Source organism: Streptomyces fuscichromogenes, assembly GCF_014645815.1.
GTDB classification, from domain to species: domain Bacteria; phylum Actinomycetota; class Actinomycetes; order Streptomycetales; family Streptomycetaceae; genus Streptomyces; species Streptomyces fuscichromogenes.
Genome location: NZ_BMML01000009.1, coordinates 226,998 through 243,966, shown reverse-complemented (window position 1 = coordinate 243,966; position 16,969 = coordinate 226,998). Strand labels below are relative to the sequence as shown.

Below are 16,969 nucleotides of genomic sequence, written 5' to 3'. Positions count from 1 at the left end.
TCGAAGCGGAAGGGTGCCAGCGCCTCGGGGCGGCGGCCGGTGCGGACGTACTCGCTGAGCCGGTGGCCGGTGACCGGGCCCAGGGTGACGCCGAGCATGCCGTGGCCGGTGGCGGCGTAGGCGTTGTGGTGGCCCGGGACCCGGTCGATGACGGGGAGGCCGTCGGGCAGGAAGGGCCGGCCCCCGACCCAGGGGTCGCGGATCAGGCCGACCAGGTCGTCCGGGTCGTCGAACCAGCGGCCCAGGTAGTGCCGGCTGGCGAGAGCGACGGCGACGACACGGCGCCAGTCGAGGCGGTTGTTGTTGCCGCTGAGCTCCATCGTGCCGCCGATACGCGTGGTGCTGCCGATCGGTGAGGCGACGGCCCGGCGCTCGCCGAAGTACAGCGTGTGCCGGGGCGCCGGGTCCAGGTCGACCGAGAAGCTGTAGCCCTTGCCCGCCTGCAGGGGCAGCGGATGCCCGAGCCGGCCCAGCAGGGCCGAGGAGCGCGTGCCGGCCGCGATGACGACGGCCGCGCACGGAATCTCGCCCTGGGTGGTGCGCAGGGCGGTGACCCGGTCGCCGGAGGTGCGGAATCCGGTGGCCTCCGCGTGCTCGTGGATCTTCACCCCCGATGCGGCGAGCCCCTCGCCGAGCGCGCGGGCGAACGCCTCCGGGTCGACCACGCCCTCCCCTTCGACCAGGTAGGCCGCGCGCACTCCGGCCGACAGCGCGTCGTCCAGCATCCGCGCCGCGGAACCCGTGACCACGTCGTCGGGCAGCGGGTAGCGGCCGTGGGCCATCTCCCGCTGGACGGCGAGGTGGTGTCGGGCCTCCGCCGGGGACAGGAAGGCGTGCACCATGCCGGGACGGGTCAGCGTCGTGTCGATCCCGGCCGCGCGCAGGCCGTCGAAGAGGTCGAAGGTGTCGCGGTTCAGTTCGGCGATCGCGGCGTAGCCGCGCCGGAACGCGGCCGGTGTGCTGCTTCGCCAGAACCGCCACAGCCAGCGTGCGAACGCCGGGTCGGGCAGCGGGCGCAGGTAGAGGGGAGAGTCCGGGCGGCCCAGCGAGCGCAGGGCGTAGCGCACGACGCCGGGGGCCGGGACGGGCGTGGAGTGGCTTAGGCAGACCCAGCCCGCGTTGCCGCGGGAGGCTCCCGAGGCCAGGCCGCGCCGCTCGACGATCTCCACGGGGACGCCGGCCTCGGCCAGGTAGTGGGCCGTGCAGAGGCCCACGACCCCGCCCCCGACCACCACCACCGGGCCGTCACCGACGAGGCCGGACGGGGCGGTCATGACGCGGATCCGTACGCCGCGAGGAACTCCCGGGTCCGGGCCTGCGCGGGGTTGTCCAGGACGTCCCGCGGGCTGCCCGCCTCCACGATCCGGCCCCGGTCGACGAAGACGACGTGGTCGGACACCTCGCGGGCGAAGGGGAGTTCGTGGGTGACCAGCAGCATCGTCATGCCGTCCGCGGCCAGTTCCCGCATCACGCTCAGCACCTCCCGGGTGGCCTCCGGGTCGAGGGAGGACGTCGGCTCGTCGAAGAGCAGCACCTCGGGCCTGAGCGCGAGGGCCCGTGCGATGGCGACGCGCTGCTGTTCGCCGCCGGAGAGCTGCTCGGGCTGGGCGAGGGCGCGGTGGGCCACGCCGACCCGGCGCAGCAGCGTGACGGCGCGTTCCAGTGCCTCCTGTTCGGGGACGCCTGCCGTGCGCTGGGCCAGTACGACGTTCTCCACCGCGGTGAGGTGCGGGAAGAGGTTGAACCTCTGGAAGACCATGCCGACGGTGCGGCGCAGCCGGGGCAGGTCCCGGCAGACCCTGCGGCCGTCCTGGTGCACGACCTCGCCGGCCACTTCGACCGTGCCCGCGTCAGGGGACTCCAGCAGGTTGACACACCGCATCAGCGTCGTCTTCCCGCCGCCGCTCTGCCCGATGACGCTCACGATGCTGCCCCGGGCGACCTCCAGGTTCACGTCGTCGAGGACCGTGCGGCCGTCGAAGGCCTTGCGCAGACCTCGTATCCGGACGACCGCGTCGGCGGGCGACGGCGACGTGGTCCTGGTCCCGGCGGTGGTGGTGGCGGGCTCGGTCATACGGCCGCCTCCTTCCGGTCGGTTCCCGCGCCGGGGCCGGCGGCGGGTTCGGCGGCGAGCAGGGCGCGGGCGGCACGTATCCGCCGCCGTCGCCACGGGGACAGGGGGACTCCGGCCCGTACCTTCCGCTCCAGCAGCAGGAGCAGTTGGGAGAGGGGGTAGCACAGGACGAAGTAGACGGCGGAGATGACCAGGTAGACCTCCAGCGCCCGGAAGGTGGCCGAGGTGATGAGCCGTCCCTCCGACATCAGCTCGGCGGCGGAGATGGTGACGAGCAGCGAGGTGGACTTCAGCAGGTCGACGAGCATGGTGTTGGTCCCGGCCAGGGCCAGCCGGACGGCCTGTGGCAGGACGACGTGCCCGAAGATGCCGGCCCGGCCCAGGCCCAGTGCCTCGCCCGCCTCGGTCTGTCCGGCGTGCACCCCGCTGATCGCGGAGCGGAAGATCTCGGAGAGGTAGGCGGCGTAGAAGACGACCAGGCTCAGGCAGCCGGCGGTGAACACGTCCAGCCGGATTCCGGCCGAGGCCAGGCCGAAGTAGGAGAGGAAGATGATGGCGAGCAGGGGGACGTTCTTGAAGACCTCGGTGTAGACGGCGGCGAGGGCCCGTGCGGGCCACACCCGGCTCAGCCGGAGCAGCGCGACCGCCAGGCCGAGGACGACCGCGCCGGCGAAGCTGACCACGGTGTAGGACACGGTGCGGCCGAGTGCGGCGGTCAGGTCGGGGCGGTAGTCGGACCAGGGGACCTGGAAGAAGCCGGACACGTCATCCCCTCACTGGCCGCTGGAGCCGATGGTCGGCGGGGTCCAGTCCGCGGGCCGGTCGACGCCCCGGCGTGCGGTGGCCATGTCGGCCGAGGGCTTGAGGAACTGCTCGGGATCGCCGCCGTACTTCTTGATGAGCCTGGCCAGTTCGCCGTTCCGGTACATGGCGTCGATCTGCGCGGAGATCGCCTTCTCCAGCTTCGGCTCCTGCTTGGGGAGGTAGAAGCCGGTCTGGTACGGCTGGAAGTAGGAGTAGGCGGGCTTCGCCTTGACCTGCGCGGCGGTGGGCGGGGTGAGGTACTCGGTGCTGATCTTCAGGTCGGGGCGCTGCTTCTGGGCCGCGATGATGAGCAGCGGGTCCAGGAAGCCGACGTCGATGCGGCCCGCGCCGAGGTCGTCGAAGACGCCGTTGGCGTCCGGGTAGGCGTGCAGCTTGGCGCCGGGCACGGACTGGATGGACTTGACCCAGACATAGCCCTCGACCGTGCCGAGGTTCAGGTTCTCCAGGTCGTCGACCGTCCGGTAGGTCTTGCCGTCGCGGACGGCCATGGCCGGGGGTGAGTAGTAGGGCGGGTCGGTGAAGAGGCCCTGCTTCTGCCGGTCGGCGGACCAGGCGACGCCGCCGATGGTGATGTCGACCCGGCGGGACTGCACCCCGGCGAGCATGCCGGCGAAGTCCGTCACCTGCGGTTTGATCTCCAGGCCGAGCTTCTTGGCGGCGTAGGCGAGGATGTCGCCGTCCAGGCCGACGATCCTGCCGCCCTTGACGGTGGTGTACGGCGCGTACGGCTCGACGGCGACCTTGATGACGCCGGGCGTGAGGGTGCCCAGCGCGGCGGTCTTCGCGGAGACGTTCTTCGGGGTGTCGGCACCGCCCGAGCCGCAGGCCGCGACGGAGGAAAGCAGGAGGAATGTTGACAAAGAGGCGGCGATGGAGCGCACACGGATCATCGGCATGAGCCTTCCGTTCCGGCTGAGGGAGCCCGCCGTTCACCGCGCTGTGCCCCCGGCGGGGATGTGACTGGGCCCATACGCTAAGGAGCTGCCCGGCCCGCGTCACCGGTCGCTTCGCACGAAGTTGTGGCTGGAATCGTTCCCCTCCCTGTACGGTGCGTCCAACCCCGGCCCGCCCCTCGACGGGAGGAACGCCCGTGCTGAGCCCGTCACTCGCGCAGGAGATCGCCGGGGACACCTCCGCGGTCATCGGCTTCAACGTGCTGATCACGGACGCGGAGGGCATGGTCATCGGCAGCGGCGACAGCAGCCGCGTCGGCACCTTCCACGAGGCGTCCGTCGAGGTCGTCCGCTCCCAGGAACCGGCCACGCACAACGCGTCCCAGGCCCAGCAGCTGCGCGGCGTGCGCCCCGGCGTCACCCTGCCGCTGATCGCGGGCGGACAGGCGGTGGGGACGGTCGGGATCACCGGGACGCCGGCCCAGGTCCGGCGTTTCGGCCTGCTGGTGAAGCGTCAGACGGAGATCCTGCTGCGGGAGTCCGTGATGTTGCGCTCCCGTCTGCTGGCCGAGCGCGCCGGCGAGAAGCTGCTCGCCGACATCGCCGCCTACGATCCCGAGGTCGTCGAGGGCGACTTCCTCGTGTTCCGGGCCGCCGAACTCGGCTTCGACCTGCGGCTGCGGCGGGTCGCGGTGGCGTTCGAGGTGACCGTGCCCAGCGTGCCGGTCCACCGCCAGAGCGCCCACCGCCAGGGTGCCCCCACCCTGGCGCTGGTCCGTTCCGAACTGCTGCGTACCGTCGGCGAGGTCTTCGCGGACCCCCAGGACATCATCGCCACCACGGCCCCCGGCTGGATCGGTGTCCTGCACCGGTTGCCGGCTGCGGGCTCCATGGCGTCCCTGGCCGCCGACTGCCGCCGCGTCACCGACGTCATCGCCGCCCAGGACGGACTGACCGCCCGTGCGGGCATCGGCGAGCCGGCCACCTCCGTCGGCGGACTGCACGACTCCTACCAGGACGCGTGCGAGGCGCTTCGCCTCGGCAACCGCGTGGCGGGCGGCTCCGCCGTCCACCTGATCACCGATCTGCGGGTCCACCAGGTGCTGACCGCGGTGGGCCAGTCCGCCCGCAACCGGCTGGTCGACCGCACCACCGCGGATCTGCGCGCCCAGCCGGACTGGCCGGCGCTCCGCGACACGATCACCGCCTGGTGCGAGAGCGGGTTCAACCTGGTCAGGGCCGCCGCGGCGCTGCACGTCCATCGCAACACCGTCGTCTACCGGATGAACAAGATCGAGCAGATCACCGGCCGCCCGCTGCGCGAACACCGGACCACGATGGCGCTCTACCTCGCCTGCCTGGCGGACCGGCTGGGCGGCGGCACCGACTCCGCCGTACGACGGCGTAGCGGGGGTCGCTGAAGGGCGCCGTCGAGGACGCGGGACGGCGCGGGACGGCAGGTGGGTGAACCCGAACCGGGCGAGGCCCGCCCGCGAAACCGCCGACTGCGGCTGGACCCGCCTGCGTTGACGCCTCGCCAGTCGTCCTGCCGCAGCAACGCATGCCGCCGGGCCGGGCACCGCGCAGCCGACGTCTTTGCAGGTCAAGCGGACAGGTGACCGGAGACGGGGAGAAGAGCGCCCCGGGGCGCGGGGGGAAGAGCGCCCCGGGGCTGTCCCGGTCGACGCGCCCGTGGGACGCGTCGGCTGTCTCGGTCGACGCGTTCATGGGACGCGTCGGCTGTTCTCAGGGGCGGCCGAGGGCCCGGTACGTCCATCCCGCCGCGCGCCAGCGTCCGGCGTCCAGGGCGTTGCGGCCGTCGATGACGTAGGGCCGCGCCACGGTGTCCCTCAGTGCGGCGGGGTCCAGATCGCGGAACTCCTGCCACTCGGTGAGGTGGAGGACGACGTCGGCCTCGGACAGGGCGTCCTCGGCGGAGGCCGCGTAGGCCAGGGTCGGGAACGCCTTGCGGGCGTTGTCCATGGCCTTGGGGTCGTAGACGCTGACGTTGCCGCCCTGGAGGTGGATCTGCGCGGCCACATTGAGGGCCGGGGAGTCCCGGATGTCGTCGGAGTCGGGCTTGAAGGCAGCGCCCAGGACGGCGATCCGGCGGCCGAGGAAGCCGCCCCCGGCCGCTTCGCGCGCCAGGTCCACGACCCGGCCGCGGCGGCGCATGTTGATGTGGTCGACCTCGCGGAGGAAGGTCAGTGCCTGGCCCACGCCCAGTTCTCCCGCTCGGGCCATGAAGGCGCGGATGTCCTTGGGCAGGCAGCCGCCGCCGAACCCGACACCGGCGCGCAGGAAGCGGCCGCCGATGCGGGTGTCGTGGGACAGCGCCTCGGCGAGGAGGGCGACGTCGGCGCCGGCGGCCTCGCAGACCTCGGCCATGGCGTTGATGAAGGAGATCTTGGTGGCCAGGAAGGCGTTGGCGGAGGTCTTCACCAGCTCCGCCGTCGGGAAGTCGGTGACCACGACCGGGGTTCCGTGCGAGATGACCGGGGCGTAGACCGCCCGCAGGCGCGCCTCCGCCGCCGCCGACCGCACACCGAAGACCAGCCGGTCGGGCCGCAGGGTGTCCTCGACCGCGAAGCCCTCGCGCAGGAACTCGGGGTTCCAGGCGAGTTCGGCGTCCTCGGGCAGCATCGCCGCCAGCCGCTCGGCGGTGCCGACCGGGACGGTGGACTTGCCGACCACGAGCGCGTTCCGGCCGGCCAGCAGCGGGGCCAGGTGTTCGATCACGGCGTCTACGTGGCGCAGGTCCGCGGCGTTGCCGCCGGGCGACTGCGGGGTGCCGACGCAGGAGAAATGGACCTCGCCGAATTCGGCGACTTCCTCGTACGAGGTGGTGAAGCGCAGCCGCCCGGTGGCCACGTGTTTGGCCAGAAGTTCTTCCAGACCGGGTTCATAGAAAGGGACCCGGCCGGATCGCAGTGTGGCGACCTTGTCCGGATCGACGTCGAGTCCGAGTACCTCGTGGCCTATTTCCGCCATACAGGCAGCATGGGTGGCACCGAGATATCCGGTGCCGATGACTGTCACACGGGCAGACACTGAATCGCCTTCCGCACATGGTGCTCAGAGACCCCTTTGGAGGTCTGTGGAGAGCGGAACCATAACCCAGGGAAGAGCGCGAATCGGCCGTGCCGACCCATGTCACGCAAACGTCACACGAGCGTGATCTTCCGCGCTTTGAACGTGTAACCCTCACACATCTTTCACATCTCTGTTGAATAACAAACGATCTTGATGTGGCGTTTTGAGGTATTTTTCATGATTTAGCACACTGTAACTGCTGCTAGTTTCCGGCCAGTTGGCGAGATCAGCGTCGAGGTCGCCGACACCAGGGGCTGGAGGGCGACCGGGGCTGCACAGGCCCGGCGGAGCAGTCGGCACGGCCTGCCGGCAGAGGACCTCCCGTGTCTGAATCTCCGATTCCACGGCTCAGGGAACTTCATGCTTGCGTATTTGCTGGAATTGCGAGAATGGCGGAACAACGGGGCCGTCTACCCGTTCGCCGTTTTCATGACCATGGTCTGGTCGCTCTGGATCATCCGCATTCTGCTGGCCCGCCGCTACAAACCGTGGAAGCGCCCCTGGCAGACCACGACCTCGGTCATCATTCCCGTCGTCGACGAGCCGGAAGACCTTTTCCGTTCCGTACTCCAGCGAATAACCGAGCAGCAGCCGACCGAGGTCATCGTCGTCATCAACGGCCGGCGCAACCCGGTCCTGGAGGACATCTGCACGGACATGGGTGTCGCCTGGCGCTGGACCGAGACGCCCGGCAAGCGCAACGCGCTGCGCGTCGGCCTGGCGGAGGCGACCGGCGAGATCGCCGTACTCGTCGACTCGGACACCATCTGGACCTCGGACACCCTGGCCGAACTGGTGAAACCTTTCCGCGACCCCGAGGTCGGCGGTGTCACCACCCGGCAGCGGATCCTCGACCCCGGGCGCTCGGTGCTCACCCGCTGGGCCGACTGGCTGGAGAGCGTCCGCTGCCACTACTCGATGCCCGCGATGAGCGTGGTCGGCACGGTGGGCTGTCTGCCCGGCCGGACCATCGCCTTCCGCCGGAGCATCCTGGAGGACTGCATGGAGGACTTCCTCAGCGAGAAGTTCCTCGGCGTCTTCCTGGAGGTCAGCGACGACCGGACGCTGACCAACTACACCCTCAAGGCCGGGTACAGGAGCGTCTACCAGTCCACTTCGCTCGTCTACACCGACGCCCCGCTGGAGCTGCGCAAGCTCGCCAAGCAGCAGTACCGCTGGGCGCGCGGCTCGCAGTACAACACCCTGCGGATGTTCTGGTGGATGCTGCGCCACGCGAAGATGCTCTGGCTGTTCTACATCGCCGACATCCTGGTGCCCTTCGTCCTGCTCGGCACCTTCGCGTCCTGGGCCGTCGCCGCCTGGCAGCGCGACAAGCCCGGTATCTACAACCAGCTGCCGCTGCCCCACACCCCGTGGCACGCGCTGGTGTTCGTGCTCTGCCTGGCCGCCCTGATGTCCCTGATCTCCATGGCCATCCGCTTCGGCCGGCATTTCGCCTACCGGCCCAAGGACATGGTCTTCCTGCCGGTCTTCATGGTCATCAACACGCTGCTCCTGCTCCCGGTACGGCTCCTCGGCTTCTTCCGCATGGCCCACAACGCGAGCTGGGGAACCCGCGCCGACAGCTTCGCCGGTGAACGCACCCGCAGCCCCCTCGTCGTGGTCCCCTACCTGCTGGGCGCCGCCCTGCTCTTCGGATCGGTGATGATGAGTGTCTGAGACAGCCCGGTCCTCCGGCCGGTCCCGCGCCAAGCGCCTGCGCTGGTGGAACCGCGGCAGCGGTGTCCGGCTGCGGCTGTGGATGGCCGTCAACGTCGTCGTGCTGTCGCTCCTCAGCTACGGCGTCTATCTCCTCGCCAACTCCAGCTCCGAGCCGGTCTACCAGGGCCTCGGTGTCCCCGCGGCCGAGCCGGGCCTCAAGGACCGGCTCACGTCCGGAACGTCCACCGCTCGCTCCACCGTCCCGCAGAAAGCTTCCTTCACCGCTCCCGAGGGCAAGTACTTCGGACTCAGCAGCACCCAGATCCCCTGGTCGTCCAAGAAGACGGACTCCCTGGCGAAGGCGGCCGGACAGCGGCCGACCATGTCCGAGTACTTCGTCAACTGGAACGAGGACTTCGACCCTGACACCGTCGACGCCTCCTACCGGCAGGGCATGCTCCCGGTGGTCTCCTGGCAGCCCTGGGCCGGCCGGAAGTACGGCACCAACCAGCCGAAGTACGCCCTCGCGAAGATCGCCGACGGCACGTACGACGCGTACGTCACCCGCTTCGCGAAGACCGTCGCCGCCCACCGGTGGCCGGTGGTGATCCGCTTCGCGCACGAGATGAACGGCGCCTGGTACCCCTGGTCGGAACAGCGCAGCGGCAACCACAAGGGCGACTACGTCAAGGCCTGGCGGCATGTCCACGACCTCTTCGAGCAGGCCGGCGCCGACAACGTCATCTGGCTGTGGAGCCCCAACATCCTGCGCCCGGTGCCCGAGGTGAGCCTGGCCGGGCTGTATCCCGGCGACGACTACACCGACTGGGTCGGCACGGTCGGCTATGCCGTGCACGAGAAGACCGCGGCCGCCGTCTTCGACCCGACGATGAAGAAGCTGCGCAGGCTCACCGACCGTCCGATCGTCATCACCGAGGCCGGCGCGCAGCCCGGCGCGTCGAAGGCGGCGTGGATCACCGACTTCTTCAAGTGGCTCGGGAAGAGCGAGCAGGACGACGTCATCGGCTTCATCTGGTTCGAACGCGACCGGGAGCAGGGCGGCGGCGCCGACTGGCGCTTCACCGAGAACGCGGCGACGCTCAGGGCGTTCCGGCGCGGGCTCGCGCACATCGACCTGACCGGGTCGGCGGACCTGTCCACGTCGGGGACGCCGACGGCCTCCGGCACCGCTACGACCGGCTGATCCTCGCCAGCCGTACGGTGTCCAGCCCGCCGGCGAAGGCACGGGTGGTCCCCGGGGTCTGGGTGAAGCGCCAGTCCTGGTGACCGCCGTCGGCACGGCTGCGCTCGAACCAGACGAAGCCGATCACCTCCGGGTGCGCGGCGAACCACCGGAAGAAGGCGGCTATCCAGGCCGCCTTCTCCGGGCCCGGCCGGGCCCCGGTCTCCGCGATCACCACCGGGCGACCGGTCAGCCCGCGCAGCCGGGCGAGTGTCGTGTCGAACACCGCACCCGCCGTGGACTCCTCGTCCTGATAGCCCGTCATCCCCACCAGGTCGACGTACGCGTCCCCGGGGTACAGCTCCCGCAGCGACACCGCGGGCGCGTCCCGCACCACGTTCGGACTCCACAGCCAGACGACGTTGTCGGCGCCCGCCCGTTCGAAGAGGTCGTGGACGTGCCGCCACGCCCTGACGTAGTCGCCCCGGTGGTTGCCGTTGCGCTGCTCCGACCACGGGAACCAGGTGCCGTTCATCTCGTGCGCGAAGCGGATCACCACCGGTCGTCCCTGTGCGCGTACCGCCTTCGCGAAGCGCGTCACATAGGCGTCGAAGCCGCCCCCGGCGATCCGCGCCAGCGCGTACCGGGGCTGCCGGGTCCCCGCGCCGGAGCCGGCCCAGGGCTCCCAGGTCAGCAGCGGCACCGCCCCCTGCCCGTACGACGCCCGCACGGCGGCCGGGCGGAAGTCCTCCGTCCACTTGACGAAGTACTCCAGCACGTTCGGCGCGCTCCCCGCCTTCCGGGCCACCGCGTCCGTCTCCGCCCGGGACCAGGGGGCCTGCCGGGTGCTCACCCCGAAGTACCGGCCCTGCGGTGCCGTGATCCGCCGCACCGCGTCGTCCGCCGGCTTCGCGGACCGCGTCGGCCCGAAGACGCACCCGGTGAGCAGCAGTCCCAGGGCGAGCACCGGAACCGCCACGAACCGCGCCGCGGATCCTGCCGTCACCACGCCATGATCGCACGGGCGGTCACCGGTCCCGGAGGGACTGGGCACGTGTGCGGGCCGCCGGGAGGGGCCGACTCCTCATCCTCCCCGGGCTGTGACGTCGGTGATCTCCACGGACACGTTCGTGCCCGCCGAAGCGGTGCTGATCATGGACGGCGGGTAGTTCAGCCTCGTCCGGTCCGAGAGCTCGGCCGTCTCGATGACCGGGCCGGACTCGTCGCCGTGGATCTCGTAGGTGATCTCGTACACGGCGTCCGGGTCGATGTCCGCGCTGTCCCCCAGGTAGGTGAGATCCGGCTCGACCGTCACATTGCAGCCGGCCGTCCCGAAACACTGTCGCTTCGTGGTTCTCAGCTCGACGGTGAAGCTGTCGGCGGTCACCTCGCCGTACGACGGGGTGGAGGCCGGTGTCTCCGTGGCGCCGCCCGTCGGCGCGGCCGGCGCGGCCGGCTCACTGCCGTGGCCGGAGTGCGCGACGACCGTTCCGGTGACCGCGACCGCCGCGATGACGGCGGCGGCCGAAGCCATGACGACCAGGTTGGTGCGGGACCTCCGCACCGGTGGTGCCGGGCTGTACGGCGGCATCGGTGGTGGGCCGGCGTCGGTCATGGTTCCCCCAGGGGCAGTTGGTCGGTTCGAGGTCGGGCGGGCCGGGGATCCGGGGCCGCGCTTACCGCCAGCCGCCGACGAAGTCGCTGCTGAGCTGGGCGTCGCAGATGTCGTAGCCGCCCGACGCGTGCCCGGACTTCGTCTTGCCGCCCACGGTCACGCTGCAGTTGATGTCCCCCGAACCCTGCAGCTGGGCGTTGAGCGTGTAGTACATCGCCCCCTTCTCGAAGGGGAGGACGGCCTCGAACCGGCCGTCCTTGAACGTGCCCTTGCGGGTGTCGCTGTCGGAGCCGTAGGTGATGTCGAGACCACCGAGCGCCCCGGCCGGGGCGGTCCCCCGGACTTCGAAGACGACGGTCTTCGGGGCGCCGGCCTCCTTGCTGTCGTCCTTGACTCCGGCGGCCGTCCTGTCGCCGGTCGCGGTGGGGGCCGGGGACTTCGGGCCGCCGCCGCTGACGGCCGCGGCGATGCCGAGGACGACGGCCACACCGACGAGGCCGAGACAGCCGAGACCGACGACCTTCCCCGCGCCGGGGCCCTTCTTCGGCGGCCGCGGCTCGAACGGCTGCTGCGGCTCGAACGGCTGTCGGCCATAAGGGTGCTGGTTGATCACGGGTCCCCCTGAGTCGTCCGCTGTCGATAGCAAGATGTGTGACATGCGGAGATCACGTGCGGTTGCCGCATACCTGGTGGATTCACCCCATCGTGGTAGAGCCGGCGCGGCGACGGATCGCGCAAGACTGCACCATGCCGTACGGCTGTGGGGGACGCGGTGACAGGCGGGGCCGTGGCCGACTACACCTCGTTGAAGCCGCGGGACGCGTCGTAGATGTCGAGCTCGATGAAGACCACGAAGAAGCTCGTCACGACGTAGTGGACCATCACATGGTCGTCCCAGACCGAACGCGTCACCGTGTCGGTCGTGTAGGCGAGGTGGCTGTCGGCGCCCTCGGGGTCGGCCGCGATCCGCTCGACGAGCCGCAGGAACTTCTCCCGGTCCGCCGCCGGCATGTAGTCCCGGAACCGCACGACCTGCTCGGTGAACTGCACGCGTCTCTTCATCGAGGCAGGATCCTAAGGAGACGACGCGAGCCTCCGCAGGGAATATCGGCCGGAGCCCGGTGCCACGTTCCACTGCCCGACGGCCCGACCGCCCGGCCGAGGCCGAACACGGGGACGCAGGGCCGGTGGCCGGATCCGGTGAGGTCGTGGCGGTGGGCGGGGAGTCGGTCCACGGCTGGGGCGCGGGTGGTGGAGCGGGCCGGAAGCGGATCGGAAGCAGCTCGGTTCTGGCCACGGAAGCGGCGCCGCTGGTCGCATCGGAGGCGTCAACCACCTTGCCGCGCGCCGCCGTTCACCGTCGGCCCCGTGGCGGGCCCGCCCCGTGCACCAGTACCGTACGGGCCCGCCACGAGGTCGGCCGGAAGCGGGCGCGGTGCACTGCCGTGACCGCTGGAGAACCCCATGACCGACCCAGGGCTGACGCCGCCCGCCGAGCGTCCCGACCCACCGTCCACCCATCGTGCGCCACCCTCCTACCAGGCCCCGGGACTGATACCGCCGGTCGGCCCAGCCCGCACCTGGGGGCTCGTGGTCATCGCCACGCCCCTGCTGCTCGCCCTGCTCATGGCCCTGATCGGCGGCCTGACCGGCGGGTCGTCCGGATCGTCGGGGTCATCGGGGTCGTCCGGCTACGACTCCGGCTACTCCGGCTCGGGCACCTCGGGTTCCGACACCTCGGGCTCCGCCGGCGGCGGTACGGCCGTCGAGCCGACCTACACGGACCCGGCGACGGCGTCCGACTGGCCGTACGGCGACACCGGCACCCCCTCGGCGACCGCCACCGACGGCTGGGACACCTACCCGACGGACACCGCCACCGACACCCCGAGCGCTACCGCGACCGACGGGCCGGGCGGGGTCGTCACCGCCTACTTCGCGGCGATCTCCGCCCGCGACTACCAGACCGCCTGGGACCTCGGCGGCAAGAACCTCGACTCCACCTACGACAGCTTCGTCTCGGGCTACGCCACCACCCAGCAGGACACCGTCGACATTGTGTCGGTGACGGGCAGCAAGGTGCGGCTGACCATCGACGCCCTCCAGACGGACGGCACCACGAAGTCGTTCGACGCCACCTACACCGTCCAGGACGGCGTGATCACCAGCGGCACGGCCACCCAGACCGGCTGACACCCACCGGGGCGTGCCCGCAGGGGTGCGCCGCACGAGCGGAGCGCTGAACCACCATGGCCACACAGGTACTCGATCCACATCCGCCCGGACCGGCCCCGCAGGAGCCGCCGGACCAGCGCACGTACGCACGCACCAGAGCCACCCGGCTGCTGTCCGCGGGCGCCTACCTCCATCCCGGCTACCGGCGCTCCGTCATCCGGGAACTGCTGTACCGGCGGTTCCGGGTCGTCGCGCCCTCCTACGGCTACGACGCCGTGTCGGTCCTCGCCCACGCCCTCGCCGCGCGCCGGCTGCGCCGCATCCAGTGGGCGGTCGCGGCCGGCGTGGACTTCGTGGTCGTGCTGCTGCTGAGCAACAGCGTGCTGAACCCGGCCGTCGGCGTCGTCCTGCTGTTCTGGGTGCCGTGGGCGGCGGCCTACCTGCGCCGGATCGTCACCCTGCACGTCCTGATGACCCGGCTGCGGGAGGACGGCCCGGACGGCGGTTTCGACGGCGCGTGCCCGTCGCACGCCAGGCTGACCGACGCACTCGCCCGCAAGATCGACCACGAGCAGGCCGGCCGCAGCGGGATCGTCTTCTACGGCGGCTACCGGCCCTTCGTCGGCGCGGGCCTGCCGCTGCGCGACTGGTCCAACGCACAGTTGCTGCTCGGCGCCCCGAAGACCCGGATCATGGCGCGCAAGAGCGCGGACGGCTCGCCGCCCGACCTCGACACCATCGAGCGCAAGGAGGTCGCCGCGTTCGACGTGCACGAGATCACCAGCGAGGTCGCCGCGCGGCTGGCCGCCGATCTGCGCGACGAGACCCGCCCCGACGAGCGGATCGACGGGCTGACCGTCGAGCAGCGCCGCTACACCACCGCGATCCGCACCAACGACCGCACCACCGGCGCCGGCTGGTCCGAACTGCCCAGCGTGGACGACCTGCCCGACATCCACTGGCGGGAGGACTACGACGCGGCCCGCGAGTACCTGTGCGTGCGTGTCGGGTCGTGGGACGAGGAGCTGGTGACCTCGATCTTCGTCGGGTTCGACCTCAAGGGCAACACGCTGCACACCGAGTTCTACACCTATGTGCTCGGCCCGCTGGTGGCGGACTTCCACCTCGTGGACCAGCTGCCCGCCGCCGTGGACGGCCGGCTGGCGGCGCGGGTGGCGTGGGACATGTTCACGGCCGCGGTGCGCTGGTGGGTCTCGCTGTCGCTGTGGCCGCTGTTGCTGGTCCCGGAGCGGTTCCTGCCGTCGTGGGCGGCCCGGTGGACCCGGCCCTGGCGGGTCAGGAGGGCCCGGCAGGCCGCGGCCGCGCTGCTGCTCTCGGACCGGACGACGGACACCAGCGAGTTCCGGCTCGGCCGTTACGTCAACCGCTGGCGCAACTGCGGTGCCCTGGCGAGCGTCCGGGAACTGGCCACCAGCGAGACGTACCACCACTTCTTCCAGCAGTCCGACGCGGTGAAGTACATGCAGATCGTCGAGCGCCGGCTGCTGGAGAACATCCGCGCGTTCCTCGACGAGCACGACGTGGACCTCGTCGAGCACGACCGCGCGCAGAACAACATCCTGATGGGCGACGACAACAGCCAGAACTTCTACGGCGGCCAGCAGAGCAACTTCGGCTACAACTACCAGCCGTCGAGCGGCGGTTCGTCAGGGAAAGCAGGGGCGTGACCATGAGTCAGGGAAACACCGGCGACGACAACAGCCAGAACTTCTTCGGCGGCCGGCAGAGCGGCTTCGGCTACCACGTCCACAACACCCCGCAGCCGAGCCGGGAGGCCGCCGAGCGGGAGGCGGCGGAGCTCGTCGAGCGGGCGCGCGCGGAGCACGGCCGCAGGCGCAGCGTCTTCGTCGTGCACGGCCGCGACGAGGAGGTCCGCACGGCGATGTTCGGCCTGCTGCGCCGGCTCGACCTGCGCCCGCTGGAGTGGGAGCGGCTGGTACGGGCCACCGGGGGGACCGTGCCGTTCCTCGGCGAGGTCATCGAGAAGGCGCTGTCGCAGGCGCAGGCGGCGCTCGTGCTGCTCACCCCGGACGACGTCGCCAAGCTCCATCCGCACCTGCTGGGCGACAACGAGTACGCCCACGAGACCCAGTTGACCGGCCAGCCCCGGCAGAACGTGCTGATCGAGCTCGGCATGGCGCTGATGGCCTACCCGGAGCGGACGATCATCGTGGAGGTCGGCCGGGTGCGGCCGGCCGCGGACCTCGGAGGCCGCAACGTGATCCACTTCGACGGCTCCGAGACCGCCGTCTCGAAGATCGTCGAACGGCTCAAGGGCGCCGAGTGCGAGCTCGACGACACCCGGCCGGACTGGCGTGACACCTCCTACTTCAGGAATCTGGCGGCCTACCGCCGACTGGCCTGACGGAGCGCACGGGCGAGGCGCCGCAGGGGGAGGGCGCCGTGCGGAGGGGCGGGAGGCCGCGGGCCTTCCGCCCCTTCCGTGTCCGCGGGCGCCGCACCCGTGCGCTACCGGCCCGGACCCGCCGCCAACGCTCCGAGGAACGCGGCCAGTTCGCGCATGTCGACGCCGTCCAGTTCCTCGGGCCGCAGGACCAGGTGCAGTTCGCGGCAGATCGCGGCCTCCCGGGAGCGGGCCACGAAGGACATCAGGATCAGCCGGAGCAGGCTGTCCCGGTCGAGATGGCCGAGCCTCGCCAGCCCGGACCCGACCAACGGCATGGCCACCCGCTCCAGTTGGGCGTGCCCCCGCAGCGCGTCCCAGAGCCCGCCCAGGCCCCGCCACAGGTCCTCCACTCCGGAGGAGGCCACGTAGTCGTTGCCGATCCGGCTGTAGGCGACGCCGAACACCAGCCGTGGCCGGGTGCCCAGCACCGCCACCGTGCCGACCGGGTAGCGGTCGAGCTTGCCGAGCGGCTTGTCCGCCCGCTCCTCCCGTGCGACGGGCCGGACGGCGGCGAGCGCGGTGTTCAACTCCGCGTCCAGGCGCTCCGCTTCGCCGTCGTAGCGGCGGTCCAGGAGTTGCGCCTGGACGCTGTCGCCGTTGATGACCCGGCCGCCGGCCGACAGGGTGTCGAAGGTGTCGCAGAACCCGACGACGAGATGGGCCGGCTGGTCGAACACGTCGCCCGTCTCGACGACCACCGTCATGTCGGGCCGCCGGAACACCTGCCGCACCCGGGCCGCCGGACGGGACCGCAGCAGCCCCCAGCCCAGGCACGCCCCCACCGACAGCCCGACGACCGCGCCGGAGGCGCCGTACGGCACGAACGGGCCCACGACCTGGGAGACCGCGGACAGCCCGCCGAACGCCACCATCGTGTCGCGTGCGAAGACCTGCCGGGCCCGCCGGGTGCCGAGCGGCAGGCGCGGACGCGGGCGGGGGCGTGGCCGGAAGACGTCCGGGGGCCGTATCGGGTCCAGCCGACCGGAATCACCCGAACTCATGGATTCCCCAAGGCATCATG

Annotated in this window: 16 protein-coding genes; 6 read left to right on the top strand and 10 right to left on the bottom strand. The window is 71.2% G+C overall.

Features of this window, described 5'->3' with window-relative positions:
- From IEZ11_RS21540 to IEZ11_RS21525, 4 genes are all read right to left on the bottom strand, one after another.
- The coding region (locus IEZ11_RS21540; protein WP_229713271.1) for an NAD(P)/FAD-dependent oxidoreductase at positions 1–1,274 on the bottom strand (1,274 nt) is incomplete at its 3' end.
- Positions 1,271–2,074, bottom strand: a complete 804-nt coding sequence (locus IEZ11_RS21535) for an amino acid ABC transporter ATP-binding protein (RefSeq protein WP_189264447.1) — start codon at positions 2,072–2,074, stop codon at positions 1,271–1,273. The genes IEZ11_RS21540 and IEZ11_RS21535, both read right to left, overlap by 4 nt.
- Entirely contained in the window at positions 2,071–2,838 is a 768-nt protein-coding gene (locus IEZ11_RS21530) for an amino acid ABC transporter permease (RefSeq protein ID WP_189264446.1), read from the bottom strand. The genes IEZ11_RS21535 and IEZ11_RS21530 overlap by 4 nt, the downstream gene beginning before the upstream one ends.
- A gap of 9 nt (positions 2,839–2,847) precedes the next feature.
- Positions 2,848–3,795 (bottom strand): substrate-binding periplasmic protein, encoded by a 948-nt coding sequence (locus IEZ11_RS21525; protein WP_229713270.1) that lies wholly within the window; start codon positions 3,793–3,795, stop codon positions 2,848–2,850.
- Positions 3,796–3,989: 194 nt separating this feature from the next.
- Between IEZ11_RS21525 and IEZ11_RS21520 the strand changes: the two genes are divergently transcribed.
- Entirely contained in the window at positions 3,990–5,213 is a 1,224-nt protein-coding gene (locus IEZ11_RS21520) for a CdaR family transcriptional regulator (RefSeq protein WP_189264445.1), read from the top strand.
- A gap of 325 nt (positions 5,214–5,538) precedes the next feature.
- On the opposite strand, the gene IEZ11_RS21515 is transcribed toward IEZ11_RS21520, so the two are convergent.
- Entirely contained in the window at positions 5,539–6,843 is a 1,305-nt protein-coding gene (locus tag IEZ11_RS21515) for a UDP-glucose dehydrogenase family protein (RefSeq protein WP_189264444.1), read from the bottom strand.
- Between the two features lie 414 nt (positions 6,844–7,257).
- On the opposite strand from IEZ11_RS21515, the gene IEZ11_RS21510 reads away from it, so the two are divergent.
- On the top strand, positions 7,258–8,565 hold the full coding sequence (locus IEZ11_RS21510; RefSeq protein ID WP_229713269.1) for a glycosyltransferase family 2 protein: 1,308 nt from the start codon (positions 7,258–7,260) through the stop codon (positions 8,563–8,565).
- The gene (locus tag IEZ11_RS21505; RefSeq protein ID WP_229713268.1) at positions 8,558–9,751 is read left to right on the top strand and encodes a glycoside hydrolase family 26 protein; all 1,194 of its coding nucleotides are present in this window, start codon (positions 8,558–8,560) and stop codon (positions 9,749–9,751) included. The genes IEZ11_RS21510 and IEZ11_RS21505 overlap by 8 nt, the downstream gene beginning before the upstream one ends.
- Here the strand turns inward: IEZ11_RS21505 and IEZ11_RS21500 are convergent.
- The 4 genes from IEZ11_RS21500 to IEZ11_RS21485 form a co-directional block, all read right to left on the bottom strand.
- Positions 9,738–10,736 (bottom strand): glycoside hydrolase family 26 protein, encoded by a 999-nt coding sequence (locus IEZ11_RS21500; RefSeq protein WP_229713267.1) that lies wholly within the window; start codon positions 10,734–10,736, stop codon positions 9,738–9,740. The genes IEZ11_RS21505 and IEZ11_RS21500 overlap by 14 nt on opposite strands.
- A gap of 78 nt (positions 10,737–10,814) precedes the next feature.
- Complete coding sequence (locus IEZ11_RS21495; RefSeq protein ID WP_189264441.1) at positions 10,815–11,345, bottom strand: hypothetical protein; 531 nt, start codon at positions 11,343–11,345, stop codon at positions 10,815–10,817.
- 61 nt (positions 11,346–11,406) lie between these two features.
- Complete coding sequence (locus IEZ11_RS50980; protein WP_229713266.1) at positions 11,407–11,958, bottom strand: hypothetical protein; 552 nt, start codon at positions 11,956–11,958, stop codon at positions 11,407–11,409.
- Positions 11,959–12,140: 182 nt separating this feature from the next.
- Positions 12,141–12,407 carry a hypothetical protein gene (locus IEZ11_RS21485; protein WP_229713265.1) on the bottom strand — a complete coding sequence of 89 codons (267 nt, stop codon included), beginning with the start codon at positions 12,405–12,407 and terminating at the stop codon, positions 12,141–12,143.
- Positions 12,408–12,809: 402 nt separating this feature from the next.
- Between IEZ11_RS21485 and IEZ11_RS21480 the strand changes: the two genes are divergently transcribed.
- The 3 genes from IEZ11_RS21480 to IEZ11_RS21470 are packed head-to-tail and all read left to right on the top strand — an operon-like array spanning position 12,810 to position 15,906.
- Positions 12,810–13,538 carry a hypothetical protein gene (locus tag IEZ11_RS21480; protein ID WP_229713264.1) on the top strand — a complete coding sequence of 243 codons (729 nt, stop codon included), beginning with the start codon at positions 12,810–12,812 and terminating at the stop codon, positions 13,536–13,538.
- Positions 13,539–13,594: 56 nt separating this feature from the next.
- The gene (locus IEZ11_RS21475; protein WP_189264440.1) at positions 13,595–15,208 is read left to right on the top strand and encodes an AbeC-like domain-containing protein; all 1,614 of its coding nucleotides are present in this window, start codon (positions 13,595–13,597) and stop codon (positions 15,206–15,208) included.
- Between the two features lie 2 nt (positions 15,209–15,210).
- Entirely contained in the window at positions 15,211–15,906 is a 696-nt protein-coding gene (locus IEZ11_RS21470) for a TIR domain-containing protein (protein ID WP_189264439.1), read from the top strand.
- 104 nt (positions 15,907–16,010) lie between these two features.
- Here the strand turns inward: IEZ11_RS21470 and IEZ11_RS21465 are convergent, their stop codons facing one another.
- Positions 16,011–16,949 carry a macro domain-containing protein gene (locus IEZ11_RS21465; protein ID WP_229713262.1) on the bottom strand — a complete coding sequence of 313 codons (939 nt, stop codon included), beginning with the start codon at positions 16,947–16,949 and terminating at the stop codon, positions 16,011–16,013.
- Positions 16,950–16,969: the final 20 nt, after the last annotated feature.